This window comes from Achromobacter colocynthidis (assembly GCF_057334535.1).
This window is the reverse complement of the sequence record NZ_JBHFIZ010000035.1, coordinates 553,908-580,022: the sequence shown is the minus strand read 5'-3', so window position 1 is coordinate 580,022 and position 26,115 is coordinate 553,908. Positions and strand designations below refer to the sequence as shown.

At 64.4% G+C, this 26,115-nt stretch carries 24 protein-coding genes; 12 read left to right on the top strand and 12 right to left on the bottom strand.

What is annotated here, in order from left to right; all coding sequences use genetic code 11:
• Positions 1-188: 188 nt before the first annotated feature.
• The 5 genes from ACE04A_RS18335 (at position 189) to ACE04A_RS18315 (ending at position 5,503) form a co-directional block, all read left to right on the top strand.
• Complete coding sequence (locus tag ACE04A_RS18335; protein WP_485820377.1) at positions 189-593, top strand: DUF4019 domain-containing protein; 405 nt, start codon at positions 189-191, stop codon at positions 591-593.
• Positions 594-722: 129 nt separating this feature from the next.
• Positions 723-2,075, top strand: a complete 1,353-nt coding sequence (locus ACE04A_RS18330) for an MFS transporter (RefSeq protein ID WP_448718996.1) — start codon at positions 723-725, stop codon at positions 2,073-2,075.
• Positions 2,072-3,091, top strand: coding sequence for a histone deacetylase family protein (locus ACE04A_RS18325; protein WP_259247139.1), 1,020 nt, complete (start codon positions 2,072-2,074; stop codon positions 3,089-3,091). Before ACE04A_RS18330 ends, ACE04A_RS18325 begins: the two co-directional genes overlap by 4 nt.
• Positions 3,092-3,160: 69 nt before the next feature.
• Positions 3,161-4,132: a LysR family transcriptional regulator gene (locus tag ACE04A_RS18320; protein ID WP_100855571.1), complete on the top strand. Its 972-nt coding sequence runs from the start codon at positions 3,161-3,163 to the stop codon at positions 4,130-4,132.
• Positions 4,133-4,207: 75 nt separating this feature from the next.
• Positions 4,208-5,503, top strand: a complete 1,296-nt coding sequence (locus tag ACE04A_RS18315; protein WP_279997307.1) for an O-acetylhomoserine aminocarboxypropyltransferase/cysteine synthase family protein — start codon at positions 4,208-4,210, stop codon at positions 5,501-5,503.
• A gap of 6 nt (positions 5,504-5,509) precedes the next feature.
• On the opposite strand, the gene ACE04A_RS18310 is transcribed toward ACE04A_RS18315, so the two are convergent.
• Entirely contained in the window at positions 5,510-5,968 is a 459-nt protein-coding gene (locus ACE04A_RS18310; RefSeq protein WP_448718994.1) for a surface-adhesin E family protein, read from the bottom strand.
• A 146-nt stretch (positions 5,969-6,114) separates the two neighbouring features.
• Between ACE04A_RS18310 and ACE04A_RS18305 the strand changes: the two genes are divergently transcribed.
• Positions 6,115-7,437: a hypothetical protein gene (locus ACE04A_RS18305; protein ID WP_448718993.1), complete on the top strand. Its 1,323-nt coding sequence runs from the start codon at positions 6,115-6,117 to the stop codon at positions 7,435-7,437.
• Between the two features lie 82 nt (positions 7,438-7,519).
• Here ACE04A_RS18305 and ACE04A_RS18300 read toward each other — a convergent pair whose 3' ends face one another.
• Both ACE04A_RS18300 and ACE04A_RS18295 read right to left on the bottom strand, forming a co-directional pair.
• Positions 7,520-7,939, bottom strand: a complete 420-nt coding sequence (locus ACE04A_RS18300) for a universal stress protein (protein ID WP_259247155.1) — start codon at positions 7,937-7,939, stop codon at positions 7,520-7,522.
• Positions 7,936-8,943 carry a TerC family protein gene (locus ACE04A_RS18295; protein WP_448718992.1) on the bottom strand — a complete coding sequence of 336 codons (1,008 nt, stop codon included), beginning with the start codon at positions 8,941-8,943 and terminating at the stop codon, positions 7,936-7,938. Before ACE04A_RS18295 ends, ACE04A_RS18300 begins: the two co-directional genes overlap by 4 nt.
• 99 nt (positions 8,944-9,042) lie before the next feature.
• Here ACE04A_RS18295 and nhaR point away from each other — a divergent pair, with 99 nt between their 5' ends.
• On the top strand, positions 9,043-9,963 hold the full coding sequence (nhaR, locus tag ACE04A_RS18290; RefSeq protein ID WP_448718991.1) for a transcriptional activator NhaR: 921 nt from the start codon (positions 9,043-9,045) through the stop codon (positions 9,961-9,963).
• A 60-nt stretch (positions 9,964-10,023) separates the two neighbouring features.
• On the opposite strand, the gene ACE04A_RS18285 is transcribed toward nhaR, so the two are convergent.
• The gene (locus ACE04A_RS18285; RefSeq protein WP_100855577.1) at positions 10,024-10,713 is read right to left on the bottom strand and encodes a GntR family transcriptional regulator; all 690 of its coding nucleotides are present in this window, start codon (positions 10,711-10,713) and stop codon (positions 10,024-10,026) included.
• A gap of 132 nt (positions 10,714-10,845) precedes the next feature.
• On the opposite strand from ACE04A_RS18285, the gene araD reads away from it, so the two are divergent.
• The 3 genes from araD (at position 10,846) to ACE04A_RS18270 (ending at position 14,405) form a co-directional block, all read left to right on the top strand.
• Positions 10,846-12,576: an L-arabinonate dehydratase gene (gene araD / locus ACE04A_RS18280; protein WP_448718990.1), complete on the top strand. Its 1,731-nt coding sequence runs from the start codon at positions 10,846-10,848 to the stop codon at positions 12,574-12,576.
• A 62-nt stretch (positions 12,577-12,638) separates the two neighbouring features.
• Positions 12,639-13,349 (top strand): ribonuclease activity regulator RraA, encoded by a 711-nt coding sequence (locus tag ACE04A_RS18275; protein ID WP_100855579.1) that lies wholly within the window; start codon positions 12,639-12,641, stop codon positions 13,347-13,349.
• A gap of 69 nt (positions 13,350-13,418) precedes the next feature.
• Positions 13,419-14,405 carry a Bug family tripartite tricarboxylate transporter substrate binding protein gene (locus ACE04A_RS18270; RefSeq protein WP_448718989.1) on the top strand — a complete coding sequence of 329 codons (987 nt, stop codon included), beginning with the start codon at positions 13,419-13,421 and terminating at the stop codon, positions 14,403-14,405.
• Positions 14,406-14,494: 89 nt separating this feature from the next.
• On the opposite strand, the gene ACE04A_RS18265 is transcribed toward ACE04A_RS18270, so the two are convergent.
• On the bottom strand, positions 14,495-15,481 hold the full coding sequence (locus ACE04A_RS18265; protein WP_485820376.1) for a Bug family tripartite tricarboxylate transporter substrate binding protein: 987 nt from the start codon (positions 15,479-15,481) through the stop codon (positions 14,495-14,497).
• A 153-nt stretch (positions 15,482-15,634) separates the two neighbouring features.
• Positions 15,635-16,759: a muconate/chloromuconate family cycloisomerase gene (locus tag ACE04A_RS18260; protein WP_279997313.1), complete on the bottom strand. Its 1,125-nt coding sequence runs from the start codon at positions 16,757-16,759 to the stop codon at positions 15,635-15,637.
• Positions 16,760-16,867: 108 nt separating this feature from the next.
• On the opposite strand from ACE04A_RS18260, the gene ACE04A_RS18255 reads away from it, so the two are divergent.
• Positions 16,868-17,767: a LysR family transcriptional regulator gene (locus ACE04A_RS18255; protein ID WP_448718987.1), complete on the top strand. Its 900-nt coding sequence runs from the start codon at positions 16,868-16,870 to the stop codon at positions 17,765-17,767.
• 6 nt (positions 17,768-17,773) lie between these two features.
• Here the strand turns inward: ACE04A_RS18255 and ACE04A_RS18250 are convergent, their stop codons facing one another.
• The 6 genes from ACE04A_RS18250 to ACE04A_RS18225 form a co-directional block, all read right to left on the bottom strand.
• Entirely contained in the window at positions 17,774-18,742 is a 969-nt protein-coding gene (locus tag ACE04A_RS18250; protein WP_448718986.1) for a hypothetical protein, read from the bottom strand.
• Positions 18,739-19,527, bottom strand: a complete 789-nt coding sequence (locus ACE04A_RS18245; RefSeq protein WP_448718985.1) for a bestrophin-like domain — start codon at positions 19,525-19,527, stop codon at positions 18,739-18,741. The genes ACE04A_RS18250 and ACE04A_RS18245 overlap by 4 nt, the downstream gene beginning before the upstream one ends.
• Positions 19,524-21,086, bottom strand: coding sequence for a GGDEF domain-containing protein (locus ACE04A_RS18240; protein ID WP_485820397.1), 1,563 nt, complete (start codon positions 21,084-21,086; stop codon positions 19,524-19,526). The genes ACE04A_RS18245 and ACE04A_RS18240 overlap by 4 nt, the downstream gene beginning before the upstream one ends.
• 267 nt (positions 21,087-21,353) lie before the next feature.
• A complete protein-coding gene (locus ACE04A_RS18235; RefSeq protein ID WP_485820375.1) occupies positions 21,354-22,553 on the bottom strand; it encodes a TGL-type protein-glutamine gamma-glutamyltransferase in 1,200 nt (399 codons plus the stop codon).
• Positions 22,554-22,692: 139 nt separating this feature from the next.
• Positions 22,693-23,658: a hypothetical protein gene (locus ACE04A_RS18230; protein ID WP_448718983.1), complete on the bottom strand. Its 966-nt coding sequence runs from the start codon at positions 23,656-23,658 to the stop codon at positions 22,693-22,695.
• A 108-nt stretch (positions 23,659-23,766) separates the two neighbouring features.
• Positions 23,767-24,657 carry a LysR family transcriptional regulator gene (locus ACE04A_RS18225; protein WP_448718982.1) on the bottom strand — a complete coding sequence of 297 codons (891 nt, stop codon included), beginning with the start codon at positions 24,655-24,657 and terminating at the stop codon, positions 23,767-23,769.
• Positions 24,658-24,754: 97 nt separating this feature from the next.
• Here ACE04A_RS18225 and ACE04A_RS18220 point away from each other — a divergent pair, with 97 nt between their 5' ends.
• Positions 24,755-26,086 (top strand): arylsulfatase, encoded by a 1,332-nt coding sequence (locus tag ACE04A_RS18220; protein ID WP_485820374.1) that lies wholly within the window; start codon positions 24,755-24,757, stop codon positions 26,084-26,086.
• Positions 26,087-26,115 lie beyond the last annotated feature (29 nt).

Genomic DNA, 26,115 nt, shown 5'->3' with positions numbered 1-26,115 from the left:
CAGGCTTGGTGCCGGCGGGCCGGTGCATTGTGCCCGTGCAGTGATTTTTCCCGCAGTGATTTTTTGCTGTGATTTTTGCGGTGCTACTTGAAGTGCTACTTGCAGTGCTACCTATACATAGCGAGGACTTATGCAACCCCACGACTCTGATCTCCCGTGGCGCGCGCGCCGGCCTTTTGTGCGGCGCCATGCTGTTCGCCGCGCCAGCACTGGCGGACCCGTCGCTGGACAGCGCCGTGACAGCGGCCAAGCAATGGGCGTCGATGTCGGATTCCGGTTCCACGGACAAGATGTGGGGCGCCAGCAGCGACATCATGAAACAGCGCATCGACAAGCAGGGCTGGTCGGATTATCTGGGCCAGGTACGCGCCGAGGTGGGCCGCAACGCCGGACGCGAATGGTTGCAGGTGGTGCGCGTGTCGGACCCCGCCGACCTGCCGCAAGGGCAATATGTGAACGTCATCTTCAGCACCCAGTTCCGCAACATGCCTGCCACCGAGACGGTATCGATGGTGGCTAGCAAGAACCGCTGGGTGCCGATGGGCTACGTGGTGCGCAAGGTGGCGCCCGACGGCCAGACCATCATGCAGTAAGCCTGGCTAAGGGTTTTCCCCTCATTAGAAAAGGTAATCTGGAAGATAAGAAATAAGAATTTTTCTTATGGTGGGGCCGGGGCTATAACGACTGGCTGATTAGCCTCAACCACCTTAAGAGAGACAAGCATGAGGGGAAAACCTGCGACGGGGCACCAGCCGGTGCGTGCGTCTACCGCCGCTTTTGTCGGCACCATGATCGAGTGGTACGACTTCTACATTTACGCCACCGCGGCCGCGCTGGTGTTCGGCAAGTTGTTCTTCCCGTCGGCCTCGGGCTTTTACGGAACGCTTGCCGCCTTCGGCACGTTTGCGGTGGGCTTTTTTGCGCGGCCCTTGGGCGGCGCCATCTTCGGCCATATCGGCGACAAGATCGGCCGCAAGAAATCGCTGGTGATCACCTTGGTGATGATGGGCACGGTAACCGTGCTGATCGGCCTGTTGCCCACCCACGCATCGATTGGCGTGTGGGCGCCCGTGCTGCTGATCCTGCTGCGTATCGTGCAAGGCATCGCGGTGGGAGGCGAGTGGGGTGGCGCGGTGCTGATGGCGGGTGAACATTCGCCGGACAAAGCCAAGCGCACGTTCTTTGCGTCTTTCGCGCAACTGGGCAGCCCGGCGGGTTTGATCCTGTCGATGCTGATGTTCAAGCTGGTGACGGGTCTGGACGACGAGGCCTTTCTGAGCTGGGGCTGGCGCGTGCCGTTCCTGTTTTCGGCCGTGCTGCTGGTGGTGGGTTTCGTGATCCGCCTGAGCGTCAACGAATCGCCCGATTTCGTGGCCGAGCAGGCGGCGCAAGCCACGCGCGCCAAATCCGCCACCGGGTCGCGGCCGCATAAGCCCGCCCAGACCCCGCTTGCCCAGGTGCTGCGCGGCGCGCCGGGCCTGCTGGCGCTGGCGGTCGGCGCCAACGTGTTGGGCATTGCGGGCTTCTATTTCACCAATACCTTCATGATCGCCTACACCACGCAGTACGTGGGCTTGGACCGGGCGGTGATCCTGGACTGCCTGCTGCTCGTGTCGATCATGCAGTTTTTCATTACGCCGCTGTCGGCCTACATCGCCAGCCGCGTGGGCAACCTGCGCTTTCTGGGCGTCATGGCCTTCGCGTCGATCTTCACGCCCTACGCCATGTTTAACCTGGTCGACCAGGGCTCGCTTACCAGTATTACGCTGGGGGTCGGCGTGGCGGTACTCTTCATGGGCGCCTACTACGCCGTTATCGCGGGCTATGTCAGCGACAGCTTTCCCACGGCCATCCGCTACACCGGCATCTCGATGGCCTACCAGTTGTCGGGCGCCATCTTCGGCGGCCTGACGCCCTTGCTGGGCACGGTGCTGGCCGAGAATTTCAAGGGGCAGTGGTGGCCGTTGGCGCTGCTGTTCTCGGCGATTTCGTTGCTTTCCCTGGTTTCCGTTTTGCTGCTGGGCAATGCCGGCCAGCGCACCGAGCAACTTCACCTGAAGGATCAGCAAGCATGAAGGCTTTTTTTCACGACGAGCAGAAGCTGCATCATCCGCAGACCTATTTTTCACGCGGCAAGATGCGCACCCCGCAGGAAGTGCCGGCGCGTCTGGATGGTTTGGTGCAGGCGGCTCGCAAACTGGGCTTTGACGTGCAGGCGCCTGAAGACAATGGCGCGGGCGCCATCTCGGCCGTACACAGCCTGGACTACCTGCGCTTTCTGCAAAGCGCCCATGAAGACTGGATGAAGCTGCCGGGCGATTGGGGCGGTGAAGTGGTGTCGAACGTCTTCGTGCGCGAACCCAACGCCTTGCGGGGCGTGCTGGCCAAGGCGGGGCGCTATCTGGCCGACGGCAGTTGCCCGGTCGGGCCGCAAACCTGGCAGTCGGCCTATTGGTCGGCGCAGTGCGCGGTGTCCGGCGCCGACGCCTTGCTGGCCGGCGACCCGCACGCCTACGCCATCTGCCGCCCGCCCGGCCACCACGCCCGGCGCGACGCGGCCGGCGGCTTCTGCTACCTGAACAACGCCGCCATTGCCGCGCAGCGCTTGACGTCCAAGTTTCCGCGCGTGGCCATCCTGGACACCGACATGCACCACGGCCAGGGCATCCAGGAAATTTTCTACGAACGCAGCGATGTGCTGTACGTGTCGATCCACGGCGACCCCGAAAACTTCTACCCGGTGGTTGCCGGTTTTGAAGACGAGCGCGGCGCGGGCGAGGGCTACGGCTACAACATCAACCTGCCCATGCCGCATGGCTCGCCGGAATCCGTGTTCTTTGACCGCCTTGCGCAAGCGCGCCGCGCCATTGAACTGTTTCAGCCCGATGCGCTGGTGCTGTCCTTGGGATTCGATATTTTCGAGAAGGACCCGCAAGCCATGGTCAGCGTGACCGAAGACGGCTTCGAGCGGCTGGGTCGCGAGGTGGGCGGCCTGCGCCTGCCGACGCTGATCGTGCAGGAAGGCGGCTACTATATCGACGGATTGGAATCCAACGCGTCGCGCTTCTTCGCGGGGCTGGCCGGCGTTTGAAGCGTCGGGCATCGGCCGGGCCGGCGTGGATTCCACCCGGCCTTTTTTTTCGACCCCGTCCGCCACGCCATGCCCGAAACGCCTGTCCGCACTCCGCCGTCGCTGCCGCTTGCCCCTGAACGCATGGACTGGAACCTGCTGCGCACGTTCATGTTCGTCGTGCAAGAGCGCGGCGTGGGTCGCGCGGCGCAAGCGCTGCACCTGAGCCAGCCGGCGGTCAGCCAGGCGCTGAAACGCCTTGAAGACGCAGTGGGCGGCCTGCTGCTGCACCGGCGCAACGGCGAATTCCGCCTGACGGGCCTGGGCGACGAAATCTACGCCATCGCCCGCGACATGTACGGCACGATGGCGCGCATTGAAAACGCCGCCACGCAGGACCGGGCCGAAATTGCCGGCACCTTGCGGTTGCTGGTGATGAGCAAGGTGCAAAGCCCCGCCTACGACGACTTCCTGGCGCAGTTTCATCGGCGCTATCCCAAGATTGAATTCCATGTAGACGTGCTGCCCAGCGCCGCCATTCTGGACGCGCTGGCCAAGCGCGTGCCCGCCTTGGGCATCTGCCTGTGCCGCAAGCCGGTCGACGCGCTGGAGCGCCGGCTGTTCCTGCGGCACCACTACGCCGTTGTTTGCGGCCGCCATCACCCGCTGTTTTCAAAGCCGCGCGTCAGCCTAGAAGACCTGATGGACCAGAACTTTGTATGCTTCGCCAGCGACCAGATTGGCGATACGCTGTCGCCCTTGACGATCTTTCGCGATCAGCAGGGGTTTACGGGGCGCATCGTGGGCACGTCGCCGAACATTGAAGAGATACGCCGCATGGTGGTGGCGGGCATCGGCTTGAGCTTTCTGCCGGAGCATCTGATCCGCCAGGACGTGATGGGCGGCGACCTGCGCCGGCTGCCACCCGCCGAGTCGGTCGCCGAGATCGATGTGTTCCTGACCTGGCACAAGCAGCGCAAGCTGACGGCGGTGGAAGTGGCCTATCTAAGCGCGTTTGATCGTTTTCTGAACCGCACGCCGCTGGATTCGCGCGCGGGTTGAAACCTTGAATTCAATAACAGGCGGGGCAGGTGATCCACACCAACCCCGCCATCACCGCACTTTCTGGAGAGACAAATGACTGAACCGAAGAAACCCAATTGGCGTTTGGAAACCGTGGCCGTGCATGGCGGCTACCGCCCGGATCCGACGACGCGCGCCGTCGCGGTGCCCATCTACCAGACCGTGGCCTACGCGTTTGACGACACGCAGCATGGCGCGGACCTGTTCGACCTGAAGGTGCCGGGCAACATCTATACCCGCATCATGAACCCCACGACCGACGTGCTGGAGCAGCGCGTGGCGGCCCTGGAAGGCGGTATTGCGGCGCTGGCGCTGGCCTCGGGCCAGTCGGCCGTCACCTACGCCATCATGACCATCGCCGAAGCGGGCGACAACATCGTGTCGTCCAGCACGCTGTACGGCGGCACCTACAACCTGTTCGCGCACACGCTGCCGCAATACGGCATCACCACGCGCTTTGCCAACCCCAGCGACCTGGCCGCCTTCGAAGCGCAGATCGACGACCGCACCAAGGCCATCTTCGCGGAATCGGTCGGCAACCCACTGGGCAACATCACCGACATCGCCGCGCTGGCCGACCTGGCGCACCGCCACGGCCTGCCGCTGATCGTGGACAACACCGTGCCGTCGCCGTACCTGCTGCGCCCCATTGAGCACGGCGCGGACATCGTGGTGCAGTCGCTGACCAAGTACCTGGGCGGACACGGCACCAGCCTGGGCGGCGCCATCATTGATTCGGGCAAGTTCCCGTGGGCCGAGCACAAGGCCCGCTTCAAGCGCCTGAACGAGCCGGACATCAGCTACCACGGCGTGGTCTACACCGAAGCCTTCGGCGCGGCCGCCTACATTGGCCGTGCGCGCGTCGTGCCGCTGCGCAATACGGGCGCGGCGATTTCACCGTTCAACTCGTTCCAGATTCTGCAAGGCATCGAAACGCTGGCGCTGCGCGTGGACCGCATTGTTGAAAACGCGGTGAAGGTCGCGAACTTCCTGCGCGAACACCCGAAGGTGGAATGGGTAAACTACGCCGGCCTGCCGGACCACCCCGATCACGCCCTGGCGCAGAAGTACCTGGGCGGCAAGGTGCCGGGCTTGTTCACCTTTGGCGTGAAGGGCGGCCGCGATGCCGGCGCGCGCTTCCAGGATGCGCTGCAACTGTTCACACGCCTGGTCAACATTGGGGATTCGAAGTCGCTGGCGACGCACCCGGCGTCCACCACGCACCGCCAACTGAATCCGGAAGAGCTGCAAAAGGCCGGTGTGCGCGAAGAGACCGTGCGCTTGTCGATCGGCATTGAGCACATTGATGACCTGATCGCCGACCTGGAGCAGGCGCTGGCGCAAGTCTGACCGGGCTTATTTTCTGGCGTTCTTACCCGGCGCGGGGCAGACCACGGCGCGCAGCTTGCGCTGAACGGGGTCCCGCGCGACGGGGGCATTGTGTATGCCCGCCACTGGAATGGATTCCACCAAGGCGCCGGTGGCGTTGTTGCCGGCGTAGTGCCGGGTTTCAGTGACCGTATAGGTATCGGCGGTGCAGTTCAAGGTGATGGGCTGCGCAACCGATCCATAGCTTTGGCCCGTGGTTTCAGACACCCGGTGCTGTGCATAAAACCATGCGACCGTCACGGTCATGACCATGGGCTTTTCGGTTAGGCGCGCAATTGACGCGCTGTCATAGAACACGCCGGGCATGGATTGGGGGTCTAGCGGGGTCCACAAGACATCGGGCGGAGCCGCCTGCACCGACGGCACGCAGGCGGCGGCCCCGAGCAGTGCCAGGGCGATGGTAAGCAGTGCGTGCCTTGCGATCATGTCGGGGTTCCGTGGGTGGCCGGTGCAGCGTAAGAGTATGTCACGCCAGTATAGAGAACGTCGGCCAACACGCTATAGTTTCGCCCATTCCCTTTAAAAGATACCCGCCAAACGGCGGGTGCACGCGCATCAAAAGCCCTTCCTCCATGAACCTTAGACTGCTAGCCAGCGGTGTTGCGATTGCCGTCGCGGGGGTGATCGGGTATGGCATCTACCAACTGGTTCCGCTGGGCCAGCCGCTGGCGCGCAGCGAAATCATCGGCGAACTCAATGGCCCGGCGCTGGCGTCGTCGTCCCGGGTGGCGCTGCAACGCTACGGCGAACGGCAGTTGCTGATCGGGCAGCGCCTGGTGTCAGCCCAGGACATGGCGGCGCTGGACACGGCCCCCATGCTGGACGCGCTGGTGCCCGCCTTGAGCGCACGCCAGCCCAACCCCTGGCTGGTGGCCGACACGCGCAACCTGATTTACGGCGGCCACGGCACGGGCGCGTTTACCTTGCTGGGTTCGATCAGCGGGGATGCGGGCGTCAGCCTGATCGGCTCGCCGCTAGGGCGCGAGTTGTACCTGATTACCGCCGCTGAACGCCGCGCCGACCCGGACGAGCTGCCCGGCACCTGGGAAATTTTGCAGTCCAACGACCTGGGCAAGACCTGGGCGCTGGCGCCCGACGTGGTGCTGGGCCCGCCGCTGCGGCACACGGTGTTCCTGACGTCGGACCGCGTGATTGCCCTGGAACGGCATGACGGGCGTCAACGCCTGATGGTCAGCCAGGACGGCGCGCGCCATTGGTCAGCCACTTTGCTGGATGAGCAGGTCTGGCCGGATGCGCCGGCGTTCGAGCGCGGGTTTCGCGATAGCCTGGCCAAGGCCGGCGGCGCGGGCGCGGAAGACCAACTAGCCTACGACTGGTCGCTATATCCGCTGGACGAGCACCGCGCCGTGGGGTGGAGCTGGCGCACGCGGATCAGCCTGGATGCCTCGGCCAAGAACCAGGTCTTGGAAACGCGGCGTTTTGAAGTCGAGCTGCAAAGTGGGGCATCGCCCGCGTTCCGCATCACGCAAGACGTGCCGCCGGTGCCGGCACAGGCGGCCGAGTCCAGCGTCACGCGCGACCAGGCCGTGTTCGAGACCTGGGGCGATGCCATCTACCAACTGGACAAGGCCGAGCAAACCTGGCATCGGCGCGCGGCCTCGCCGACGGTGCAGGGCAAGCCTAGCTGGATCGACGATGCCTGGTTCGGGCCGAATGCGTGGGTCATCAAGACCTACGCCGACCATCTGTTTTCGTTCAACGAATACACCAAGACCTATTTCTACACGCGCGACCAGGGCAAGACGTGGCGCCCGTTTCAGATACCGCAGGACGTGGAGATCGGCCTGCTGGGCCTGGACGCGACGGGTGACGGCCTGCTGTCGCTGGCCGAGCGCGACGGCAAGACGGTGATACGGCGGTATCCGCTGGACTGAAGCGCGATCATGCAGCACCAATGTGATGCGCAAACATGTAGCGCCAGCGGACGCCGCCGTGTATGCCGCCCTGTTGCCTGCGTCAGACCACCAGCACCGGGCAGGGCGCGTGCGCGATGATCCGGCTGCTGACGGACCCCATCAACGCGTTCATCAGCGGGCTGCGGTGATGGGAACCCAGCACGATGGCGGTGGCCTTGACCCGCGTTGCGTAGTCGACGATTTTTCCGGGCGTGAAGCCGGTCATCTCGTGGCATTCGAAGTTCACGTTGCCGTGGCGCAGGATGTCCGCCACCGAGCGCATCGCCTTGTCGCTTTCCTCGTGGTGCCAGGCATCGACTTCGTCCTTGCCGATGAATGACACGACATCCCCCCGGACCTCGGGCTCGCAATGCACCACATGCACGACAAAATCGCGGTTCAGCAATGGGGTGGCGACCAGGTAGCGCGCCGCCTCATCGCTATACGTCGATCCGTCGGTGGCAAGAATGATCGTGTTCATGGCTGCTCTCCGGTTTGGGGCTTCTTCACGTCGTTGCGGTTGGCGGTGGCCTTCCGCTTTGGCCAGGCCAGGCTGGCGCCAATGGAGGCCGCCAGAACCAGCCCGATAATGCCTAGCGACCAATGCACCGGCACGTGCATCCACTGTGCCGCCAGCATCTTGGCGCCGATGATCATCAGTACCACCGCCAAGCCGTACTTCAGGTAATGGAAGCGGTCCACCATGTCGGCCAGCAGGAAGTACAGCGCCCGCAAGCCCATGATGGCGAAGATATTGGATGTGAAAACGATGTAGGGGTCGGTGGTGATCGCGAAGATGGCGGGAATGCTGTCCACCGCGAAGACCACGTCGGTGGCTTCAATCATCAGCAACACCACGAACATTGGGGTCGCGTAGCGCAGCCCGTCGATTCGCACAAAGAAGGCCTGGCCGTGATAGTCCTTGGTGATCCGCATGGTGGCCCGCAAGAACCGCACCAAGGGGTTCTGGGCGATATCGGGCTGACGGCCGGCCACGGCCAGCATTCTGGCGCCGCTCAGCACCAGGAAGGCGCCCAGCACATAGAACATCCACACGAACTGGGTCAGCAGCCACACACCCGCAAGTATCATCCCGATGCGCATGAAGATGGCGCCAAGCACGCCATATAGCAACACCCGCCGTTGCAATTCGGCGGGCACGGCGAAGTAGGTGAAGATCAGGGAAAACACGAACATGTTGTCCGCAGACAGGGACAGTTCGATGAGATAGCCGGTGAAGAATTCCAGCGTCTTTTGATTGGCCACCGCGCGGCTCATGCTGGCGTCCAGAAACCACCACATCAGCAGGCCGAACAGCGTCGCCAACGACGACCAGGCAAGCACCCAGCACAGCGCTTCCCGAGACGACACGCGGTGCGCCTGGCGGCCGCCCAGCGCATACAGATCAAGCGCCAGCACGGCCATCACGAAAACGATGAACCCCACCCACATCGGCAGGGTGGCAAAGGTTTCAACCTGGCTCATACGTCGCCTCCACGAATACGAGGCCAGTCTAGAGCGCCTCTATTCTTCGGACAATTCGCATAACATGAACCCATAGTCAGATTTTTTGGAATGATCGCCATGGCCACTCTCAACTACAAACATCTGCGCTATTTCTGGGTGGTCGCCAAGGCCGGCAGCATTGCCCGCGCGGCACAGCAATTGCAGCGCACGCCTCAATCGATCAGTGGCCAATTGCAAGATTTGGAATCCGCGCTGGGGTCCGCGCTGTTCCGACGGGTGGGGCGGGGGCTTGAACTCACGGACATCGGCCGCCGAACGCTGCAATACGCGGACCGCATCTTCACCCTGGGCGACGAATTGCTGGACGATCTGCGTAACCGCCCCGCGCGGCAAACGCTGGATTTCAGGCTGGGCATTGCCGAAGGCGTACCGAAATCGCTGGTGTACCGGATGATCGAGCCGGTGTTGCAGTTGGAAGAGAACGTTCGGCTGATCTGCCGTGAAGGGCGGTTGGCCTTTCTGCTGGCGGACCTGGCGGTGCACCGCTACGACATGGTGATTGCCGATCGCCCGATGCCGAGTCATCTGAACGTGCGCGGTTTCAGCCATCTGCTGGGCGAAAGCAGCCTGACGTTCTTTGGCGCGCCCGCCTTGCTGGAACAGTTGCCGGGCCGCTTTCCCAAGATGTTGGACCAGGCGCCTTTCCTGTTGCCGGGCGAAGACGCGGCGATTCGCCTGCGGCTGCTGCAATGGTTTGACGAACACAATATCCGCCCGCGCATCGTCGGCGAATTCGATGACAGCGCCTTGCTGAATGCCTTCGGCCAAACCGGGGTCGGCCTGTTCGCCGCGCCGACCGCCACGGCCGCCTTTCTGGTCAAGCAGTACCGGGTGCGCTCCATCGGCAGCGCCCGCGCCGTCAAGGAACAGCTTTACGCGCTGACCACCGAAAGGCAGTTGCAGCACCCGGCCATCATTGCGCTTAGCAAGGCGGCGCAGGAAGACATCTTCGGCGCGTCAACGCCGGGGCGTGGATAAGGGCCGGTGCGTGGTAAGCGCCTGCACGTAGGCAAACGCCGGCGCGTGGGCGCCGGCGGGTCAGGCGGCCAACACGTAGTCGGGATAGCGTTTGCAGATCTCGGCCACCTGGCTCAGGGTGCCGGATAAATGTTCACGCAGCACCTGCTGCGCCCGCGCGGGCTCTTGCGCCCGGATCGCATCCAGCAAGCGTTGATGGTCGTCCATGATGCGTTCGGCCTTGCCGGCTTCGGGCAGATGCAGCCGGCGCAGGCGGTCCAGATGGCCGCTGTAGCGCTGCTCAAGCTCCCATAGGCTGGTCACGCCCGCGGCAATGTGCATGTCGCGGTGAAAGGCCTGGTCGGCGTCGATGAACTGCTGGTATTCGCCATTGGCGTGGCTGATGCGTTGCAGGTCGATGCTGGTTTGCAGGCGCTTGTGCAAGGCCGCGTCGGACTGCTGCGCCAGCAAGTGCACGATTTCCAGCTCCAGCGATTGCCGCAGAAAGTGCGCTTGGCGCGCGGCAGGAATGTCGATGCGGCTGACCACCGTGGTGTGCTGGGGGTAGATCTCGACCAGCGCCTCTTCGGCCAGCCGCATCAGCGCGTCTCGGATGGGGGTTTGGCTCAGGCCATAGCTTTCAGCCAGCGTCACGCGCGACAGCGGGGCGCCGGGCGCGAGTTCCAGCGACACGATCTGTTCGCGTAGATGTTCGAAGACCTGGGGCGCGGCGTGGCGCGAGCGGTCCAGTCTGAGCTTGGGGCTTTGCATCAGGGGGCCTGACGGGAGTACGGTAGGAAAGCCCGCAGTGTAGCGGGTTTTCACCTAGCTGACGCACTAATGTATTAGTGTTTAAATGGCTCCATTCCACCCTGTCATTGCTCCCAATTCCCCCATACCCCTATGAAACGTACCTACGAAAGTCTGCGCAGCGCCGCCTGGATGGCCAAGGATGACCTGCGTTCGTTCGGCCATCGGTCTCGCATGATGCAAATGGGCTATGCCCCGGACGATTGGGTCGGCCGGCCGATCATCGCCATCATCAACACCTGGTCTGACCTGAACCCCTGTCACAGCCACTTCAAGCAGCGCGTGGAAGACGTGAAGCGCGGCGTGTTCCAGGCGGGCGGGTTTCCGGTGGAGTTGCCGGCGATTTCGGTGTCGGAATCGTTCGTGAAACCCACCACCATGCTCTATCGCAACTTCCTGGCCATGGAAACCGAAGAGCTGCTGCGCAGCCATCCGGTGGATGGCGCGGTGCTGATGGGCGGTTGCGACAAGACCACGCCGGGCCTGCTCATGGGCGCTATCAGCGCCGGACTGCCGTGCGTGTACGTGCCCGCCGGCCCCATGCTGCGCGGCAACTGGAAGGGCAAGATCCTGGGCTCGGGCTCTGATGCCTGGAAGCTCTGGGACGAGCGCCGCGCCGGCAAGATCACCCAGGAACAATGGACCGAAGTGGAAGGGGGCATTGCCCGCAGCTACGGCACCTGCATGACGATGGGCACGGCCAGCACCATGACCGCCATCGCCGAATCCATCGGCATGACGCTGCCGGGCGCCTCCTCGATACCGGCTGCCGACGTCGGCCACATGCGCATGTCCGCCGAATGCGGTCGCCGCGTGGTGGAAATGGTCTGGGACGACCTGACCCCAAAGCGCATCCTGAGCATGGCTTCGTTCAAGAACGCCATCAACGTGGCCATGGCCATGGGCTGTTCCACCAACGCCATCATTCACCTGGTGGCCATGTCGCGCCGCGCCGGCCATGCCGTGGGCCTGGAAGATTTTGATGCCGCCAGCCGCAAGGTGCCGGTCATTGCGAACATCCGGCCCAGCGGTGACACCTATCTGATGGAAGACTTCTATTACGCGGGCGGCTTGCCGGCGCTGATGACGCGCCTGGAAGGCCACCTGGACCTGTCGGCCATGACCGTGACCGGCAAGACGCTGGGCGAAAACATCGCCGGCGCCGAGGTCTATAACGACGACGTGATCCGCAAGCTGGACACCGCCATCTACGACGAAGGCGCGCTGGCCGTGCTGCGCGGCAATATCGCGCCGGACGGTTGCGTCATCAAGCCCAGCGCCTGCGCGCCGCAGTTCTTGCAGCACACCGGCCCGGCGCTGGTGTTCGACGACTACCCCAGCATGAAGGCCGCGGTGGATGACGAAAACCTGGACGTCACCCCGGAACACATCATGATCCTGCGCAACGCCGGCCCGCAAGGCGGCCCCGGCATGCCTGAATGGGGCATGCTGCCCATTCCGACCAAGCTGGTGAAGCAGGGCGTGCGCGACATGCTGCGCCTGTCGGACGCCCGCATGAGCGGCACCAGCTACGGCGCCTGCATTCTGCATGCCGCGCCCGAATCGTATGTGGGCGGACCGCTGGCGTTCGTGAAGACGGGCGACCTGATCACGGTCGACGTGCCGGCCCGCAGCATCCACCTGAACATCAGCGACGAAGAGCTCTCCGCTCGCCGCGCCGCCTGGACGCCGCCGCCCAAGCGCTACGAGCGCGGCTACGGCTGGATGTATTCCAAGCACATCCTGCAAGCCAACGACGGCTGCGATTTCGATTTCCTGGAAACCGAGTTCGGCGCACCCGTGCCCGAGCCCGAGATTTTCTAAGCCTGGTTTCTTATTTCTTATTTCTTGTTCCTTGCCTATTGCCCGGAGCCATCGTGTCCCAAATGAATCCCGAAACCCGTGCCCGCCTGTCAGGCATCAGCACGGCCACCCTGTGCACCGCCTTGTTCAAACGCGGCCTGCGCAACCAGTTCATCCAGGACGTGCGTCCGCTGAACGCCAACCTGCCCAATATGGTCGGCCCGGCGTTCACCCTGCGCTACATCCCGGCCCGCGAAGACCTGAACACCATCAAGGTGTTTGAAGACCGCTCGCACCCGCAGCGTGTGGCCGTCGAGACCTGCCCGGAAGGCGCGGTGCTGGTCATGGACAGCCGCAAGGACGCGCGCGCCGCGTCCGCCGGTTCCATCCTGATCACGCGCCTGATGAAGCGCGGCGTGGCGGGCGTGGTCACCGACGGCGGCTTTCGCGATTCCCCGGAAATCGCTGAACTCGGCTTCGCTGCCTATCATCAGCGCCCGTCGGCCCCCACCAACCTGACCTTGCATCAGGCGCTGGATATCAACGAACCCATCGGCTGCGGCGACGTGGCGGTGTGGCCCGGCGACATCGTCGTGGGCGACCGTGAAGGCGTGGTGGTGATTCCGGCGCATCTGGCCGACGAGATCTCGATTGAAGCGGTGGAGATGACCGCATTCGAAGACTTCGTGACCAGCCAGGTGCAGCAGGGCGCGTCCATCCTGGGCCTGTATCCGCCCACCGACCCGGGCACCAAAGACAAATTCGCCGCCTGGCGCAAAGAACAAGGCCGTTGAGCTTTGCCGCCGGCCGCCCGGCCGGCGTTCCATACCTATAAGTCAATAAATCAAGGCAGGAGACAATCCATGAATACGCAACGACGCAGCGCGTTGGGCGCGCTGCTGGCCGCCACCCTGTGCGCGCTGGCCACGCCCGCCAGCGCCGCCGACTGGCCCGCGCAAAAGCCCATTTCCTATGTGGTGCCGTTCACCGTGGGCGGTTCCACCGACGTGGTCGGCCGCGTGCTGGCCCAGAAGCTGGGCGACCGCCTGCACCAGAACGTCATCGTTGAAAACAAGCCCGGCGCGGCCGGCGGCATCGGCGCCACCTACGTGGCCAAGGCCGCGCCCGACGGCTACACGCTGTTTGGCGGCACCATCAGCACGCACGCCATCAACGCCAGCCTGTACAAGAACCTGAAGTACGACCCGGTCAAGGATTTCGAGCCGGTGTCGCTGATTGCCTACCTGCCCAACGTGCTGCTGGTGGACCCGAACCTGGGCGTGAATTCGGTGGCGGATTTGATTGCGCTGCTCAAGCGCGACCCCAACAAACGCACCTTCGCGTCGTCTGGCGCGGGCACGTCCACGCACCTGGCCGGTGAATTGTTTTCCAGCATGATCGGCGTGCCGCTCACGCACGTGCCGTACAAGGGCACGCCGCCCGCGATGGTGGACGTGTCGTCCGGCGCGGTGACCTTCATGTTCGACCAGATGACGGCCGCGCTGCCGCTGCTGCAAACCGGCAAGCTGAAACTGCTGGCCGTCACCACCAAGGACCGCATCGCGCTGGCGCCCGACGTACCCACCATGCAGGAAGCTGGTGTGCCGGGCTTCCAGATGGCGTCGTGGCAGGCCGTCTACGCGCCCAAGGGCACGCCCAAGCCCATCCTGGACAAGCTGGCGGCGGAAATCGCCATCATCCTGAAAGAGCCGGACGTGCAGGAGAAGCTGGGCAAGACCATGGGCATGGAACTCGTGGGCAGCACGCCCGACCAACTGCGCGCGCTGATGGCCACCGAAATTCCGCGCTGGGCGGAAGTGGTGAAAAAGTCTGGGGCGACGGTGGAGTAATTCCCGGTGGCATGACTTCTGCTTAAGGCATGGCAAAACGCCCACGTGCACGCAAGTGCGACGTGGGCGTTTTTACGTGAGGCCAGGTGTTAATTGACCTTGATGTTCCGTTCCTTCACCAGCGTCTTCCACTGCGCCGTTTCCTTGGCCAGGTGATCGCGCAGCGCGTCGGGCGAGCCACCGATGGATTCCGCGCCGATCGAATCCAGGGTGGCGCGGACCTTGGGCTCGGCCAGCGCGACGCGCATGGCTTCATTCAGCTTGGCCACCACTTCCGGCGGCGTGCCGGCGGGGGCGAAGGCGGCAAACCAGGGCATCAGTTCGTAGCCCGCCACGCCGGCTTCCTGCATGGTGGGCACGTCGGGCAGGGCGGCGGAGCGCTTGGCGGTGGTCACGCCCAGCGCGCGCAGCTTACCGGTGGCAATGTGCGGCTTGGCCGACGTGATGCTGTCGAACATGTAGTCCACCTGTCCGCCCAAGAGGTCGGCCACGGCCGGGCCGCTGCCTTTGTAGGGCACGTGCAGCATCTCGACGCCCGTCATTGACACGAACAATTCGCCCGCCAGATGGATGGACGTGCCAACCCCCGCCGAGGCGTAGGTGTAGTGATTGGGCTGGGCCTTCGCCTTGGCAATGACGTCCGCCACGCTGGTGGCGCCGGTGCGCTGGGGGTTGGTGACCAGCACGTTGGGCACCACTGCCAGCAACGAGATCGGGGCGAAGTCCTTGATGGGGTCGTAGTTCAGGGCGGCGTACAAGGCCGGGTTCACGGCCATGCCGTTGGCCACGATCAGGATCGTGTAGCCGTCGGGCTTGGAGCGCGCCACGCTGGCCGCGCCGATGTTGCCGCCCGCACCCGCGCGGTTTTCCACGATGAACGAGGTGTTGAGCTGCTTGCTCATGGATTCGCTCAACGTGCGGGCGATGCTGTCCATGGCGCCGCCGGGGGGGAAGGGCACTACCCACTTGACCGGGCGGTCGGGATAGCTATCGGCCAGCGCGGCGGACGCGCCGCCGAGTAGCGACAGGGCCAAAATGGCGCGGGCAAAGGGTTTGATCACATGGCGCAGGCGCATGGTTGTCTCCGTGGTGCTTGATAGTGGGTGGGCGCGCTCTTGGCGGCGCGGGCCCGTCTTGCCGGGTATGAAAGCGTTATCCGTTAACGGTGCTTGGCGTTCGTCAGTGTTCGGTGGTGGTTGATCGTGTTCGATCGTGGTCAGCAGCCGCGCTTAGCGGTCGCGACGATAGAACTTGAGTTTGTCTTCGTCCAACGTCAACCCCAGACCGGGGCCGTCGGGCAATTCCAGTTCAAAGTCGGCGTAGCGCGGCGGGTTCGCCACGATGTCGTCCTTCAGCAGCAGGGGGCCAAACAGTTCCGTGCCCCACGACAGGCGCGGCAGGCAGGCAAAACCGTGCGCCGACGCCACCGACCCCACCGAGCCTTCCAGCATGGTGCCGCCATACAGCGACATGCCGGCCGCGTCGCCCACGGCCGCCGTGCGCAGCATTTCATACAGGCCGCCGGACTTGGCGATCTTCAAGGCCAGCACATCGGCCGCGCCCTGGCGCGCGATGTCCAGCGCATCTTCGGGGCCATTCACCGCTTCGTCCGCCATGATGGGCACCACGAAGCGCGCCGCCAGCCGCGCCATGCCGGCCAGGTTGGCGCGCGGAATGGGTTGTTCGATCAGGTCCACGCCCGCGGCTTCCAGCCGGGCAATGGCGCCGGCCGCATCGGCTTCGTTCCAAGCCTGGTTCACATCCACGGTAACGCGGGCGCGGTCGCCCAGCGCCTGCTTGATGCGCGACACATGCGCCACGTCTTCAGACACGGCGCGGCGTCCCACCTTCAGCTTGAAGGTGTTGTGGCGGCGGCTTTGCAGCAGCGACTCGGCTTCTTCGATATCGCGCGCGGTGTCGCCGCTGGCCAGGGTCCACAGCACGGGCATGCGCTTGCGTACGGCGCCGCCCAGCAGGGTGGATACCGGCACGTTCAAGCGTTTGCCTTGCGCGTCCAGCAGCGCGGTTTCCAGCGCCGACTTGGCAAAGCGATTGCCGCGCGCCACCTTGTCCAGCCGCTGCATGGCGGCGTGGATGTTGGTGGCGTCGCCGCCCACCAGCGCGGGCGCCAGGTAGGTATCGATGGCCAGCTTGATGCCTTCGGGGCTTTCTTCTCCGTAGGACAGGCCACCGATGGTGGTGGCCTCGCCGATGCCTTCGATGCCGTCGCTGCAAGTCAGCCGCACAATCACCAGCGTCTGGCGCTGCATGACCGCCATGGCCAGTTGATGGGCGCGGATGGTGGGCAGGTCCACCAGAATGGCCTGGACCGAAAGAATGCTTGCCGGATTCATACTTTTAATGCCAAGGGTTGAGCGATTGATCGCAGTATGGCTTGCGCTTTCCGATCGCGTCCAAGACCATATGGGTTTCGATTAATACCTTTCAGGTCTAGGTCAGCCATGGAACTCAGGCACCTGCGGTATTTTCAGGCCGTGGCGGAAGAGGGCAGTTTCACGCGCGCCGCCGCCCGCTTGCACATCGCCCAGCCCCCGCTCAGCCGCCAGATACGCCAGCTTGAGGACGAGCTGGGCGTGCTGCTGTTTGAACGCACCACCCGTGCGCTGCGCCTGACCGAGGCCGGGCGCTTTCTATTGGAGCAATCGCGCCTGCTGACGGCGCGGCTGGAAGAGGTGCTGGAAGGCACGCGCAGGTTGGGGCAGACCCAGCGCCGCTGGTTCGGCATCGGGTTCGTGCCGTCGACGCTGTACGGCTTCGTGCCCGAACTGATCCGGCAACTACGCAGCGCCGACCCCCAGGTGGAAGTGGGCCTGATGGAAATGACCACCCTGCCGCAGTTGGAAGCGCTGAAGGCCGGGCGCATTGATCTGGGTATCGGCCGGATTCTGCTGGACGACCCGGCCATTGAACGGCAGGTGCTGATGACGGAAGCCCTGGTGGCCGCCGTGCCCTTGCATCACCCCTTGGCGGGCGCGCCGAGTGTGTCGGTGGAGCGCCTGGCGCAAGAGCCCTTTGTGCTGTATCCGGCGCGGCCCCGACCGAACTTCGCGGACCACGTGCTGGGGCTGTTCCGCGCGGCCGGTTATTCGTTGCAAGTGGTGCAAGATGCCAATGAACTGCAAACGGCGATTGGCCTGGTGGCGGCGGGCTTGGGCGTGACGGTGGTGCCGGCATCCGTGCAGCGCTTGCAGCGTCAGGACGTGGTGCATGTGCGGATCGAAGGCGATGGTTTTGTGTCGCCGGTGATTGCCAGCTACCGCAAGGACGATGGGTCGGAATTTTTGGCCCGCGCGTTGGGCCTGGCGCAAACCTTGGCGTCACGCGGCGAACCGCCCGCCTGAACCGTTTCAGAAGCTGACCGCCAACCCCACCGAAAACCCCGACACATTGGTGCCGAAGACATACCGGCCCACCAGCCGCGTGCGCGTGATGATGACGTCGTAGGCGCTGGAGTCCAGTTCCAGGCCCGCGCCCACGGACGTCAGGCGGTCAAAGCCCAGCACGCCGCGCTGGTCGCCCAGGAATTCCGAATGCGTCAGTTCCAACACATAGCGCAGCGGCCGTTGCAGCAGCACGATCCCCGTGGGCGCCCGGTAGCGCGCCCAGAGGTTGGCCGATTGCGCGGTGGCGTTGCCCTGCACCGCGGCCGAGCTGGAGAAGCTTTTCAGGCGGATATCCGAATAGCGCAGTTCCACGTCCACTTCGTAGCCGGGCCGGTAGTGCTCGTAGTCCAGCATCAGCGAACCGCCCAGGCCGTAGGCGTTCAAGGACCCGCGGTCCAGGAAGTCGACGTCGGTGCCGGTCTGCCGCCCCACATACCAGCTTGCGGCGCGCAGGTCGCTGGTGACGTTGCCCAGCGCCACGTTGAAGATGGGACGCAGCTTCAGCTCGTCAGTCAGCTTGAAGTCCCAGCCGATGCCGCCGGTGGCCGACAGGCTGTTCCATTTGGTGGGAATGCTGCGGGTTTCGGCGCCCTGGGTCGCCACGAAGGTGGGGTCGTACCGGCTGCCGGCCAGCACCCCTTCCAGGTAGATAGGCACCGAATCCGAAATGGTGTCGCCGCCGCCCAACTGCGTCATGAAGAATTCGGTGGACCCAGAAGTGGAACCGCCACCGCTGCCGATGGAAAGCGAACTGGTCGTGATGTCCGGCACGATGGAAAACGACATCAGCGCCAGCACCCCGTTGGCGCGCTTTTGCAGATCGTCCTTGCTGAGTCGCAGCGTTTGCGCGCCGGCGTCCGGCCCGAAGGCGCAGGTCAGTGCGGCAACGACATAGGCCGACACCCAGGCTGTCGCGCGCGGCGCCAGTGTCATTTGAGGGCTCCGGACAGTGTGCCCATCGCTTCCCGCTGGGCCATCAGCAGCGTGTCGCTCTGGTCGATGCGGATGGCGCCGATACGCGGAAACTCGAAGTCGATGATGATGTACAGCGCTGCCGTCATGACCAGCGCATAGATGATCTGGTGGAACAGCGTGTCGCGGCGCGCGGTCGCCAGGTTCAGCCCGATCAGGCAGGCGCAGACCAGCGCCAGAAAGCACAGGAACACGTAGGTCATGGCCGGTGGGTGCACCTTCTGCGCAACGGTCTGGGACGTGGATGCGTCAAACATATCGTTCACGGCGCCGATGTAAGACGCCGCGAACGGCGGCACGGCGTTCCTGGCCGCCAGCATCGATCCTTTCCAGATCTCGTTTTGCAGGGTCGATGCTTTGGCCGCGATGGCGTCGCGCCGGTCCAGGTCCGCCACATGGCGGTAGTAGTTGATGCGTTCGTCAACGTACAGCCGGAACTGATCGCGCAGGGCGGGCTGATCGGCCGCATTCAGCATATCGATGCGCAGCCAGGCGGTACCGATGGCATTCACTTCCTGCACCAGCAGGTTGCGGCGTTCGCCCATGCGCTGCGCGGCGCCGGAAAACGTAAAGGCGATCAGCAAGCCAAGCAGGGCGAAGACCGACGCCTCGATGGCCGCCGAGCCCGCGCGGCCATTTTCGTCCGCCTGGTGGCGGTGGCCCAGATAGCGTCCGAACCGGATCGCGCCAAGCAAAAGCAGAAAGAACGCGGCGGCGCACAGCGCCAGAATCAATGAATAATTCACGTTGCCACCTTGCCTTCGGACATGGTTGATAGGGCTTGCTTGTTCCAGCGCGTGACGCGGTTGCGTCCGTTCTGTTTGGAGGCGTAGAGCGCCAGGTCGGCGCCTTTGACCACGGCCTGCGGCAGCGCGGCGTCTTGCGGCCACAAGGCCACCCCGACGGATACCGTGACCGTGCCCACGCCGGGCGGCATGGCGGTTTGCGAGACGCCCGCGCGGATACGTTCGGCCGTGGCAAGCGCCGCGTCATCGGACGCGGCCGGGACGATCACCACGAATTCCTCGCCGCCCACGCGAAAGGGTCGATCTTGCTGACGCACGCTGCGGCTTAGCGTATCGGCCAGGGCGATCAGCACCTTGTCGCCCACCGGATGTCCATGGGTGTCGTTGATGTGCTTGAAATGATCCACGTCCAGAGCGATGACGGCGAATGCCGTGCGGGCAGCCACCAGTTCATCCAGCCGCTGGCGCATGGCGCGGCGGTTCATCAAGCCGGTCATCGGGTCGGTCATGGATTCCACATTCAGCCGGCCGACTTCATGGCGGTGCCGCGCCAGCCTTGTCGTCAAGGCCTCGCGCAGTTCGTCCGCTTCCACGTACCAGGTGCGCAGCCCGCTGGCCTGTTGGTCTTGGGGGCTTGCCGCGTCTGCGTTGGCCAAGGCGTGCGTCAGGCGGGCAAGCGGGCGGGCGATGGCGTAGGCCAGGGCGCTGACAAGCATCAAGGTCAGCAGCACGGCCGGGATGGCGAATAGCAAGGCCTCGCGCAGCAGCGCGTTCAGGGGAGACAGCGCATGGTCCAGCGGACGCTGGACGACGACCGCCCAGATGCCTTTGCCCAGCGGGGCGTAGCCGGTCAGCATGACGTGGCCCGCGGCGTCTTGCACCTGGGCCGAGCCGGGCGTGGCCATCGCCGGCGAGCCGTCCGATATCAGGTCGGGTAGCGCGGCGGACGTGCCGCTGGCGCCGTGCCGGTACAGCGCCTGGCCGTCGCGGTTCACCAGGTAGACGGCGGTGCCGTCGGCATAGGGATGTTCGCCGATCAGCTTGTCGATCTGGCTGCCGCGTTCCAGCACGACCACGGCGGCGAGCGCGCCGTTGGGCAGGGGATTTACCAGCGTCAACGTGGCGGGCGAGCCTTCGGGCTGGCAGCAGGGCCGGACCCATTCGCCGATCCGGCGTTCGGCCACGCGCAATGCAGTCAGGGTAGGAATGGCGCCCAGCCAATGGGGGGCATCAGACGCTCGTGCCGTGATGGCGCCTTCGCGGTCGGCCAGCAGCACGGCGGATACGCCCTCGATTCTTGCCGCCAGGCGCGACAGTTCGGAAGCCAGCTCCGCTTCTGGAAGTGGAGCACCGGAAAATTGTGCAGCGCTGGCATCAAGCTGGCGATGCACCGCCGAGATGTACAGCGTGATGACTTCAGAAAGCTTCTGGGCGTAGGCCCGATTGGCTTCCAGCGTATTGCGCACCGCCTGGGCTTTCTGCACCTGGTAGCCCGCGTACAGCGCGTTGGCGAACCCGATCGCCACGCTAAGCACGGCCAGCGTGATCAGCACGGCCACCAAGCTCACTTTCCTTTTTGTCGCCATGTCGATGAGCCGTGTTGACTTGCGGTCGCAACGCCGGATAGGGCAGGCATGCCTGGCATGGCAAGGCGCACCGGGACGGTAACGCGCCCGCCCACACCAGGTGGGTATTGAGGCATGCGGCTAGGTGACCGCCGCGAAAATCAGAATACAGAACTCTTTTTATTTTTTCTAGGTTTTCGCTCTGCGGTGGTCTGCTTTTTTCCCCGCATGCGGGGAGTTCTGGCGCGGCGTATTCGCGGCTCAGGCCGCGACGGACCACTCCGTACCGGGCTCTGCGCAGTCTGGCAGCGCCATGTCCGTGTGCTCCGCATGCACCCAACGCACCCGTTCGCGCGTTGCATCGATGCAACCGCCTTCTGCATATATTCCTTGCGGATCGCGAATACGCGCCATGCGCGCCAGCACGGCGGCGGTGGCGGCGGGGTCCGCCAAGGTTTGGCGTACGCGATCGCGGACGATGTGTTCGTCCATATAACGCTTGCCGGTCGCGTCGGTGCGCACGCCATGACGCCAATGGAATATCTCCACGCATTTTGACGTCAACGTGTAGGGTTCTCCGTGTTCCCAAAAATTATTGAACTGGCCATTGCCCAGGTAGAACACCCATGAGCCCTCATAGCCTTCCACGTCGGAAGACACGGCGTCCGGGTTGCGGAACCACAGCCGGTCGCCCGGCACGTAAAAGCGTTGAGGCAGGGGCACGTCCATGGAACCGTATTCGTGCAGGAAGGCTTCGTGAAAGCGGCCGGACATTACCGCGCGGGTTTCCCATTGGCGTTGAAGGCGGCGCCCCAGATCCGGGTTGGCGTGTTGCAGCTCCTGCGCGATGCCTAGCACCGTCACGTACTCCGTCGCGCGATAGCACGAGAACGCATACAACTGCCCCGACGCCTCGGGTTGCGTTGCCTTGCGCAAGCCTTCGATCAGCGAGCGGCCGGGCAGGATGGTGAAGCCGCGCGCTTCGTCGTAAGTCCAGTGATCCTCGGGCCGTTCGGCATGCTCGGTGTCAAAGGCCAGCGCCGTCTTGCGGGCGGCCTGCACGATGTAGCGCCGAATGCGCACCGCCGATGCCAGCTCGGCCACATTGGGAAACGTGAACGCCACCGGGCTGGCCAGCATCGCCAGCAGGATTTCGCGGTCCAGGTCAGCGGTGTGGGTCTCGGTTCGCAAGCCGAGCTTTTGCGCAAGCCCGGTGGTGTCATGTTGCGGCAGGAATGCCTGGGCAAACGCGGCCTGCAACCAGGCGTGGGCCCCGGCCGTGGCGCCGGTCAGGCCGCAGCAGATAGCCGCCGGGCGCAGGCCGGCCCGCGCCAGGAACTCGTCCAGCTCATGCCGTGCTTGGCTTGCGTAAAGAGCGTTGGGGGAGTGGGGTGAGTCGGAAGACTCGATGCGTATCCCGCCCCGAGGCGGGGGAACCAAAGCTTGCTCAAAAAGCCGCATGAAAATCCAAGCCGAAGAGTGGAACAACATCCATGCGGAAATTGTAGGCAGACGGCCTTAATAGCACCTGTACGCAAGCGGTTTGGTCGTGCCCCTGTTGCGCCGTAGCGATGCCGGCACGCGGTCGGCCTGTTTTTGCTTACTTGGTTACGTAGGCCTTGGTGGCGGCGTCAAAAACATAGGCGGTGACGTCGGCCGCGCCTAGCTGGCGCGTCTTGTTCGGCCCGGAAATCGTGGTGCCGCTGGGTTTGACGGTCACGGTGGGCATGTCTTGCCTGCCGTCCTGGGAAAAAACCAGTTCGCCCTTGCTGGACGTGCAGGGCATGACGTCGCCGTCGGCGCAGGCCGCGCTGTTGTCTTCGCCGGTCAGCACGCCGCCCACATAAGTCCAGACGTGGCCGTCGATATCGTTCTTCAAGCGTTCGGGGTTGAAGACCAGCAGGGCGTAGCCGTCGCTGGTGATGCCGTTGTCAAAGCTGGTGGTCGGCACGGCCAGCAACAGCTTGCCGGCGGGGGTGCGGTGTTCCAGCGGCTTGCGGCGGGTGTCGACGTCTTCGCCGCGTTCGTAGGCGCCGAACTCGCCGATGGTGGGCTCCATGCCGCGGAATTTCCAGGGCTTGTCGGAGGCGGGGTCGGTCAGGACGAAAGTGGCTTCGGCCAGGTTGACCCGCGTGCCGGGTCCGGGCTCTTCTTCGGTTTCAGCTTGGGTGTTGGTTGGACTTCCGGCCGGCTTGGCGTACCGGGGCGCGGTTTCCCACGCGAAGCCGGTGTAATAGTGCGTGCCTTCGGACTCGAAGGCATGGCCGAACCAGTACGTGGCGATGCGGCCATTGTCGACTTCGTATGTCGTCTCGCCCTTGCCGTCGATATCAAAGATGGTGGCCATTACCGTGGGTGCATCGGGCGGCTCGACGGCCGACGCGGCTTGCCGGGAGATCGTGCCGGGCGCCTCGGAAGCGGCGGCGGAGGCGGCGGCAGAGGCGGGGGCAGTAGTGGCGTCAGAAGTGGCGGCGGCGGGCGGCGTGGCCAGGGCGGCAAACGCTACGGCAAGCAGGCCGGCCAAGGTGGCGCGAAGGGTTGGGGCAGCCTTCAGGGAGGAGGTCATAGAGGTCGCATTGTTCTGTGGTTTCTGTGCGGTCGCGAGTATAAGGGCGCGTGTGTACCAAGGGGCTTCACAATATTTCATGGGTTACAGCGCCGTTACCAGGGCTCGCTATGCACCCGCCAACACCGCTTCACGGAATTCCTTCATCAGCGGCGACCACAGGGTGCCGCGCCGCGAGATCAGCGCGATGTTGCGGCGTAGCGGTGGCCCGAGCGCTACCGGCAGCGCCGTGACGTCGGCGTTGGTGGACAGTGCGCTTTGGGGTAATACCGCCAGCAGGTCGGAGCCGGCCAGTAGCCGCAGCGAGCCTTCGGAAAAATGCTCGACCTCAAGCGCCGCCATCGGCAGGCCCAGGCCCGCTTCCGCGAAGCGGGCATCCAGCAGCAGGCGGGCCACGGAGGTGGGGCGCGGCAGAATCCAGCGTTGGCCGCTTAGGTCTCGCAGCGCCACGCGCGCCTTCGTGGCCAGCGGATGGCGCCGGCTGGCCGCCACGCACAACGCATCATCGAACATGATTTCGTGGCGCAGGGTGGCGGGGCCATCGGCATAGACGGGCGTGACGGCAAGGTCGAGCTTGCCGCTTTCCACCTGCGCATTCAGATCATCGGACAGCCCCTGCGTCAGCTGGATGCGCAGCGCGGGGCGGCGGGGCAGCAAACGGTCCAGCACGGGCATCACCACGCTGTCCACCGTGGCGCCGGTGGCGCCAACGCGCAACAGCCCGGCTTCACCCACCCGCAGCTCCATCGCATGGCGCACCGCGTCGCGGTATTCCGCCCAGAGCCGCTTGGCGTGCTGCAAGAACACCATGCCTTCGGAACTGAGCGTCAGGCCGCGTCCGTGCCGCAGCATCAAGGCCAACCCGGTGTCGGCTTCCAGGCGCCGCAGGGATTTGGACAGCGCGGGCTGGCTCACGCCGCAGGCCGCCGCTGCCCGTTCCAGATGGCCGTGCTCAACGGCAGCCAGAAAATATTCGATGTCGCGCAGGGATAGATTCATGAACGGCAGGAATTCCAAATAGCACTTTTGGGAATATTACGCTGCGGGCGCGCGCCTAGAATTCGGACATTCCCCATGCTCATAGAGGTCAGCGCAGATGTCGAATCGCCCCAATATCGTCTTGATCGTTGCCGACAACCTGGGCTGGGGCGAACTCGGCTGCTATGGTGGCGGGGCGCTGCGCGGCGCGCCCACGCCCAACATCGACCGGCTTGCCACCGAAGGCCTGCTGCTGCAGAACTTCAATGTGGAAAGCGACTGCGTGCCGACCCGCTCGGCGCTCATGAGCGGCCGGCATCCGATCCGCACCGGCTGCCTGCAATCGGTGCCGCCGGGTCTGCCGCAAGGGCTGACGCGCGACGAGATCACGCTGGCGCAGCAGCTGTCGGGGCAGGGCTATGCCACGGCGCATTACGGCAAATGGCATTTGGGCGATATCCCCGGACGCTACCCGTCCGATCGCGGCTTTGATCATTGGTACGGCATTCCGCGCACCACCGACGAAAGCCAGTTCACGTCGTCGATCGGCTTTGATCCCAGCGTGGCGGACATGCCTTACATCATGGAAGGCCGCGCGGGGCAGCCGTCGACCAACGTGAAGCTGTACGACCTGGACAGCCGACGCGGCATCGACGCCGAACTGGTGCAGCACGCACAGACCTTCATGCGCGAGCAGACGCGCGGCGGGCGGCCCTTTTTCTTGTATCTGCCGTTGGTGCATCTGCACTTTCCCACGCTGCCGCACCCCGATTTCGCCGGGCGCACCGGCGCGGGCGACTTTGCGGATTCCATGGTGGAAATGGATCACCGCGTGGGTCAGATCGTGGCCGAAGTCGATAAGCTGGGCCTGCGCGACAACACCGTATTCATCTTCTGCAGCGACAACGGCCCGGAATTCCGCAAGCCCTATCGCGGTACGGCGGGCCCCTGGAGCGGCACGTATCACACGGCCATGGAAGGCAGCCTGCGCGTGCCGTTCATCATTCGTTGGCCGGGCAAGGTCAAGCCGGGCCAAGTGTCCAACGAGATCGTCCACGTGACCGATCTGTACACCACGCTGTCGCATATCGGTGGGGCCAGCGTGCCGCAAGACCGGCCGATCGACGGCATCGACCAGACCGATTTCTTTACCGGCGAGCGTCCGAATTCGGCGCGCGAGGGTTTTCTGTTCTACATCAAGAACGAACTGCGCGCCTTGAAATGGCGCGACTGGAAGCTGCATTTCTACTGGGAACCCGAGGTGAACGAGGGCAAGGGCAAGCTGGAATCGCCGTACCTCTTCAACCTGAAACAGGACCCCAAGGAAGAAAGCGATATCTTGATTTTCAATACCTGGGTGCTCGGCCCCATGCTGAAGATGGTGCAAGCCTTCAATCAGTCTTGCGCCGAACATCCAAACACCACGCCCGGTCGGCCAGACCGGGATTGAACGGCCCGCGCAGACGGCGCCAAGCACAA

Bases quoted from the DNA above. Each gene is read 5' to 3' on its own strand.
- ACE04A_RS18310 (WP_448718994.1), bottom strand. From the start codon at position 5,968: ATGATCGCAAGGCACGCACTGCTTACCATCGCCCTGGCACTGCTCGGG.
- ACE04A_RS18295 (WP_448718992.1), bottom strand. From the start codon at position 8,943: ATGAGCCAGGTTGAAACCTTTGCCACCCTGCCGATGTGGGTGGGGTTC.
- ACE04A_RS18230 (WP_448718983.1), bottom strand. From the start codon at position 23,658: ATGACCTCCTCCCTGAAGGCTGCCCCAACCCTTCGCGCCACCTTGGCC.
- ACE04A_RS18250 (WP_448718986.1), bottom strand. From the start codon at position 18,742: ATGACACTGGCGCCGCGCGCGACAGCCTGGGTGTCGGCCTATGTCGTT.
- ACE04A_RS18225 (WP_448718982.1), bottom strand. From the start codon at position 24,657: ATGAATCTATCCCTGCGCGACATCGAATATTTTCTGGCTGCCGTTGAG.
- ACE04A_RS18275 (WP_100855579.1), top strand. From the start codon at position 12,639: ATGAATCCCGAAACCCGTGCCCGCCTGTCAGGCATCAGCACGGCCACC.
- ACE04A_RS18320 (WP_100855571.1), top strand. From the start codon at position 3,161: ATGCCCGAAACGCCTGTCCGCACTCCGCCGTCGCTGCCGCTTGCCCCT.
- ACE04A_RS18315 (WP_279997307.1), top strand. From the start codon at position 4,208: ATGACTGAACCGAAGAAACCCAATTGGCGTTTGGAAACCGTGGCCGTG.
- ACE04A_RS18285 (WP_100855577.1), bottom strand. From the start codon at position 10,713: ATGCAAAGCCCCAAGCTCAGACTGGACCGCTCGCGCCACGCCGCGCCC.
- ACE04A_RS18335 (WP_485820377.1), top strand. From the start codon at position 189: ATGCTGTTCGCCGCGCCAGCACTGGCGGACCCGTCGCTGGACAGCGCC.
- ACE04A_RS18305 (WP_448718993.1), top strand. From the start codon at position 6,115: ATGAACCTTAGACTGCTAGCCAGCGGTGTTGCGATTGCCGTCGCGGGG.
- nhaR (WP_448718991.1), top strand. From the start codon at position 9,043: ATGGCCACTCTCAACTACAAACATCTGCGCTATTTCTGGGTGGTCGCC.
- araD (WP_448718990.1), top strand. From the start codon at position 10,846: ATGAAACGTACCTACGAAAGTCTGCGCAGCGCCGCCTGGATGGCCAAG.
- ACE04A_RS18260 (WP_279997313.1), bottom strand. From the start codon at position 16,759: ATGAATCCGGCAAGCATTCTTTCGGTCCAGGCCATTCTGGTGGACCTG.
- ACE04A_RS18220 (WP_485820374.1), top strand. From the start codon at position 24,755: ATGTCGAATCGCCCCAATATCGTCTTGATCGTTGCCGACAACCTGGGC.
- ACE04A_RS18255 (WP_448718987.1), top strand. From the start codon at position 16,868: ATGGAACTCAGGCACCTGCGGTATTTTCAGGCCGTGGCGGAAGAGGGC.
- ACE04A_RS18300 (WP_259247155.1), bottom strand. From the start codon at position 7,939: ATGAACACGATCATTCTTGCCACCGACGGATCGACGTATAGCGATGAG.
- ACE04A_RS18325 (WP_259247139.1), top strand. From the start codon at position 2,072: ATGAAGGCTTTTTTTCACGACGAGCAGAAGCTGCATCATCCGCAGACC.
- ACE04A_RS18235 (WP_485820375.1), bottom strand. From the start codon at position 22,553: ATGCGGCTTTTTGAGCAAGCTTTGGTTCCCCCGCCTCGGGGCGGGATA.
- ACE04A_RS18270 (WP_448718989.1), top strand. From the start codon at position 13,419: ATGAATACGCAACGACGCAGCGCGTTGGGCGCGCTGCTGGCCGCCACC.
- ACE04A_RS18265 (WP_485820376.1), bottom strand. From the start codon at position 15,481: ATGCGCCTGCGCCATGTGATCAAACCCTTTGCCCGCGCCATTTTGGCC.
- ACE04A_RS18330 (WP_448718996.1), top strand. From the start codon at position 723: ATGAGGGGAAAACCTGCGACGGGGCACCAGCCGGTGCGTGCGTCTACC.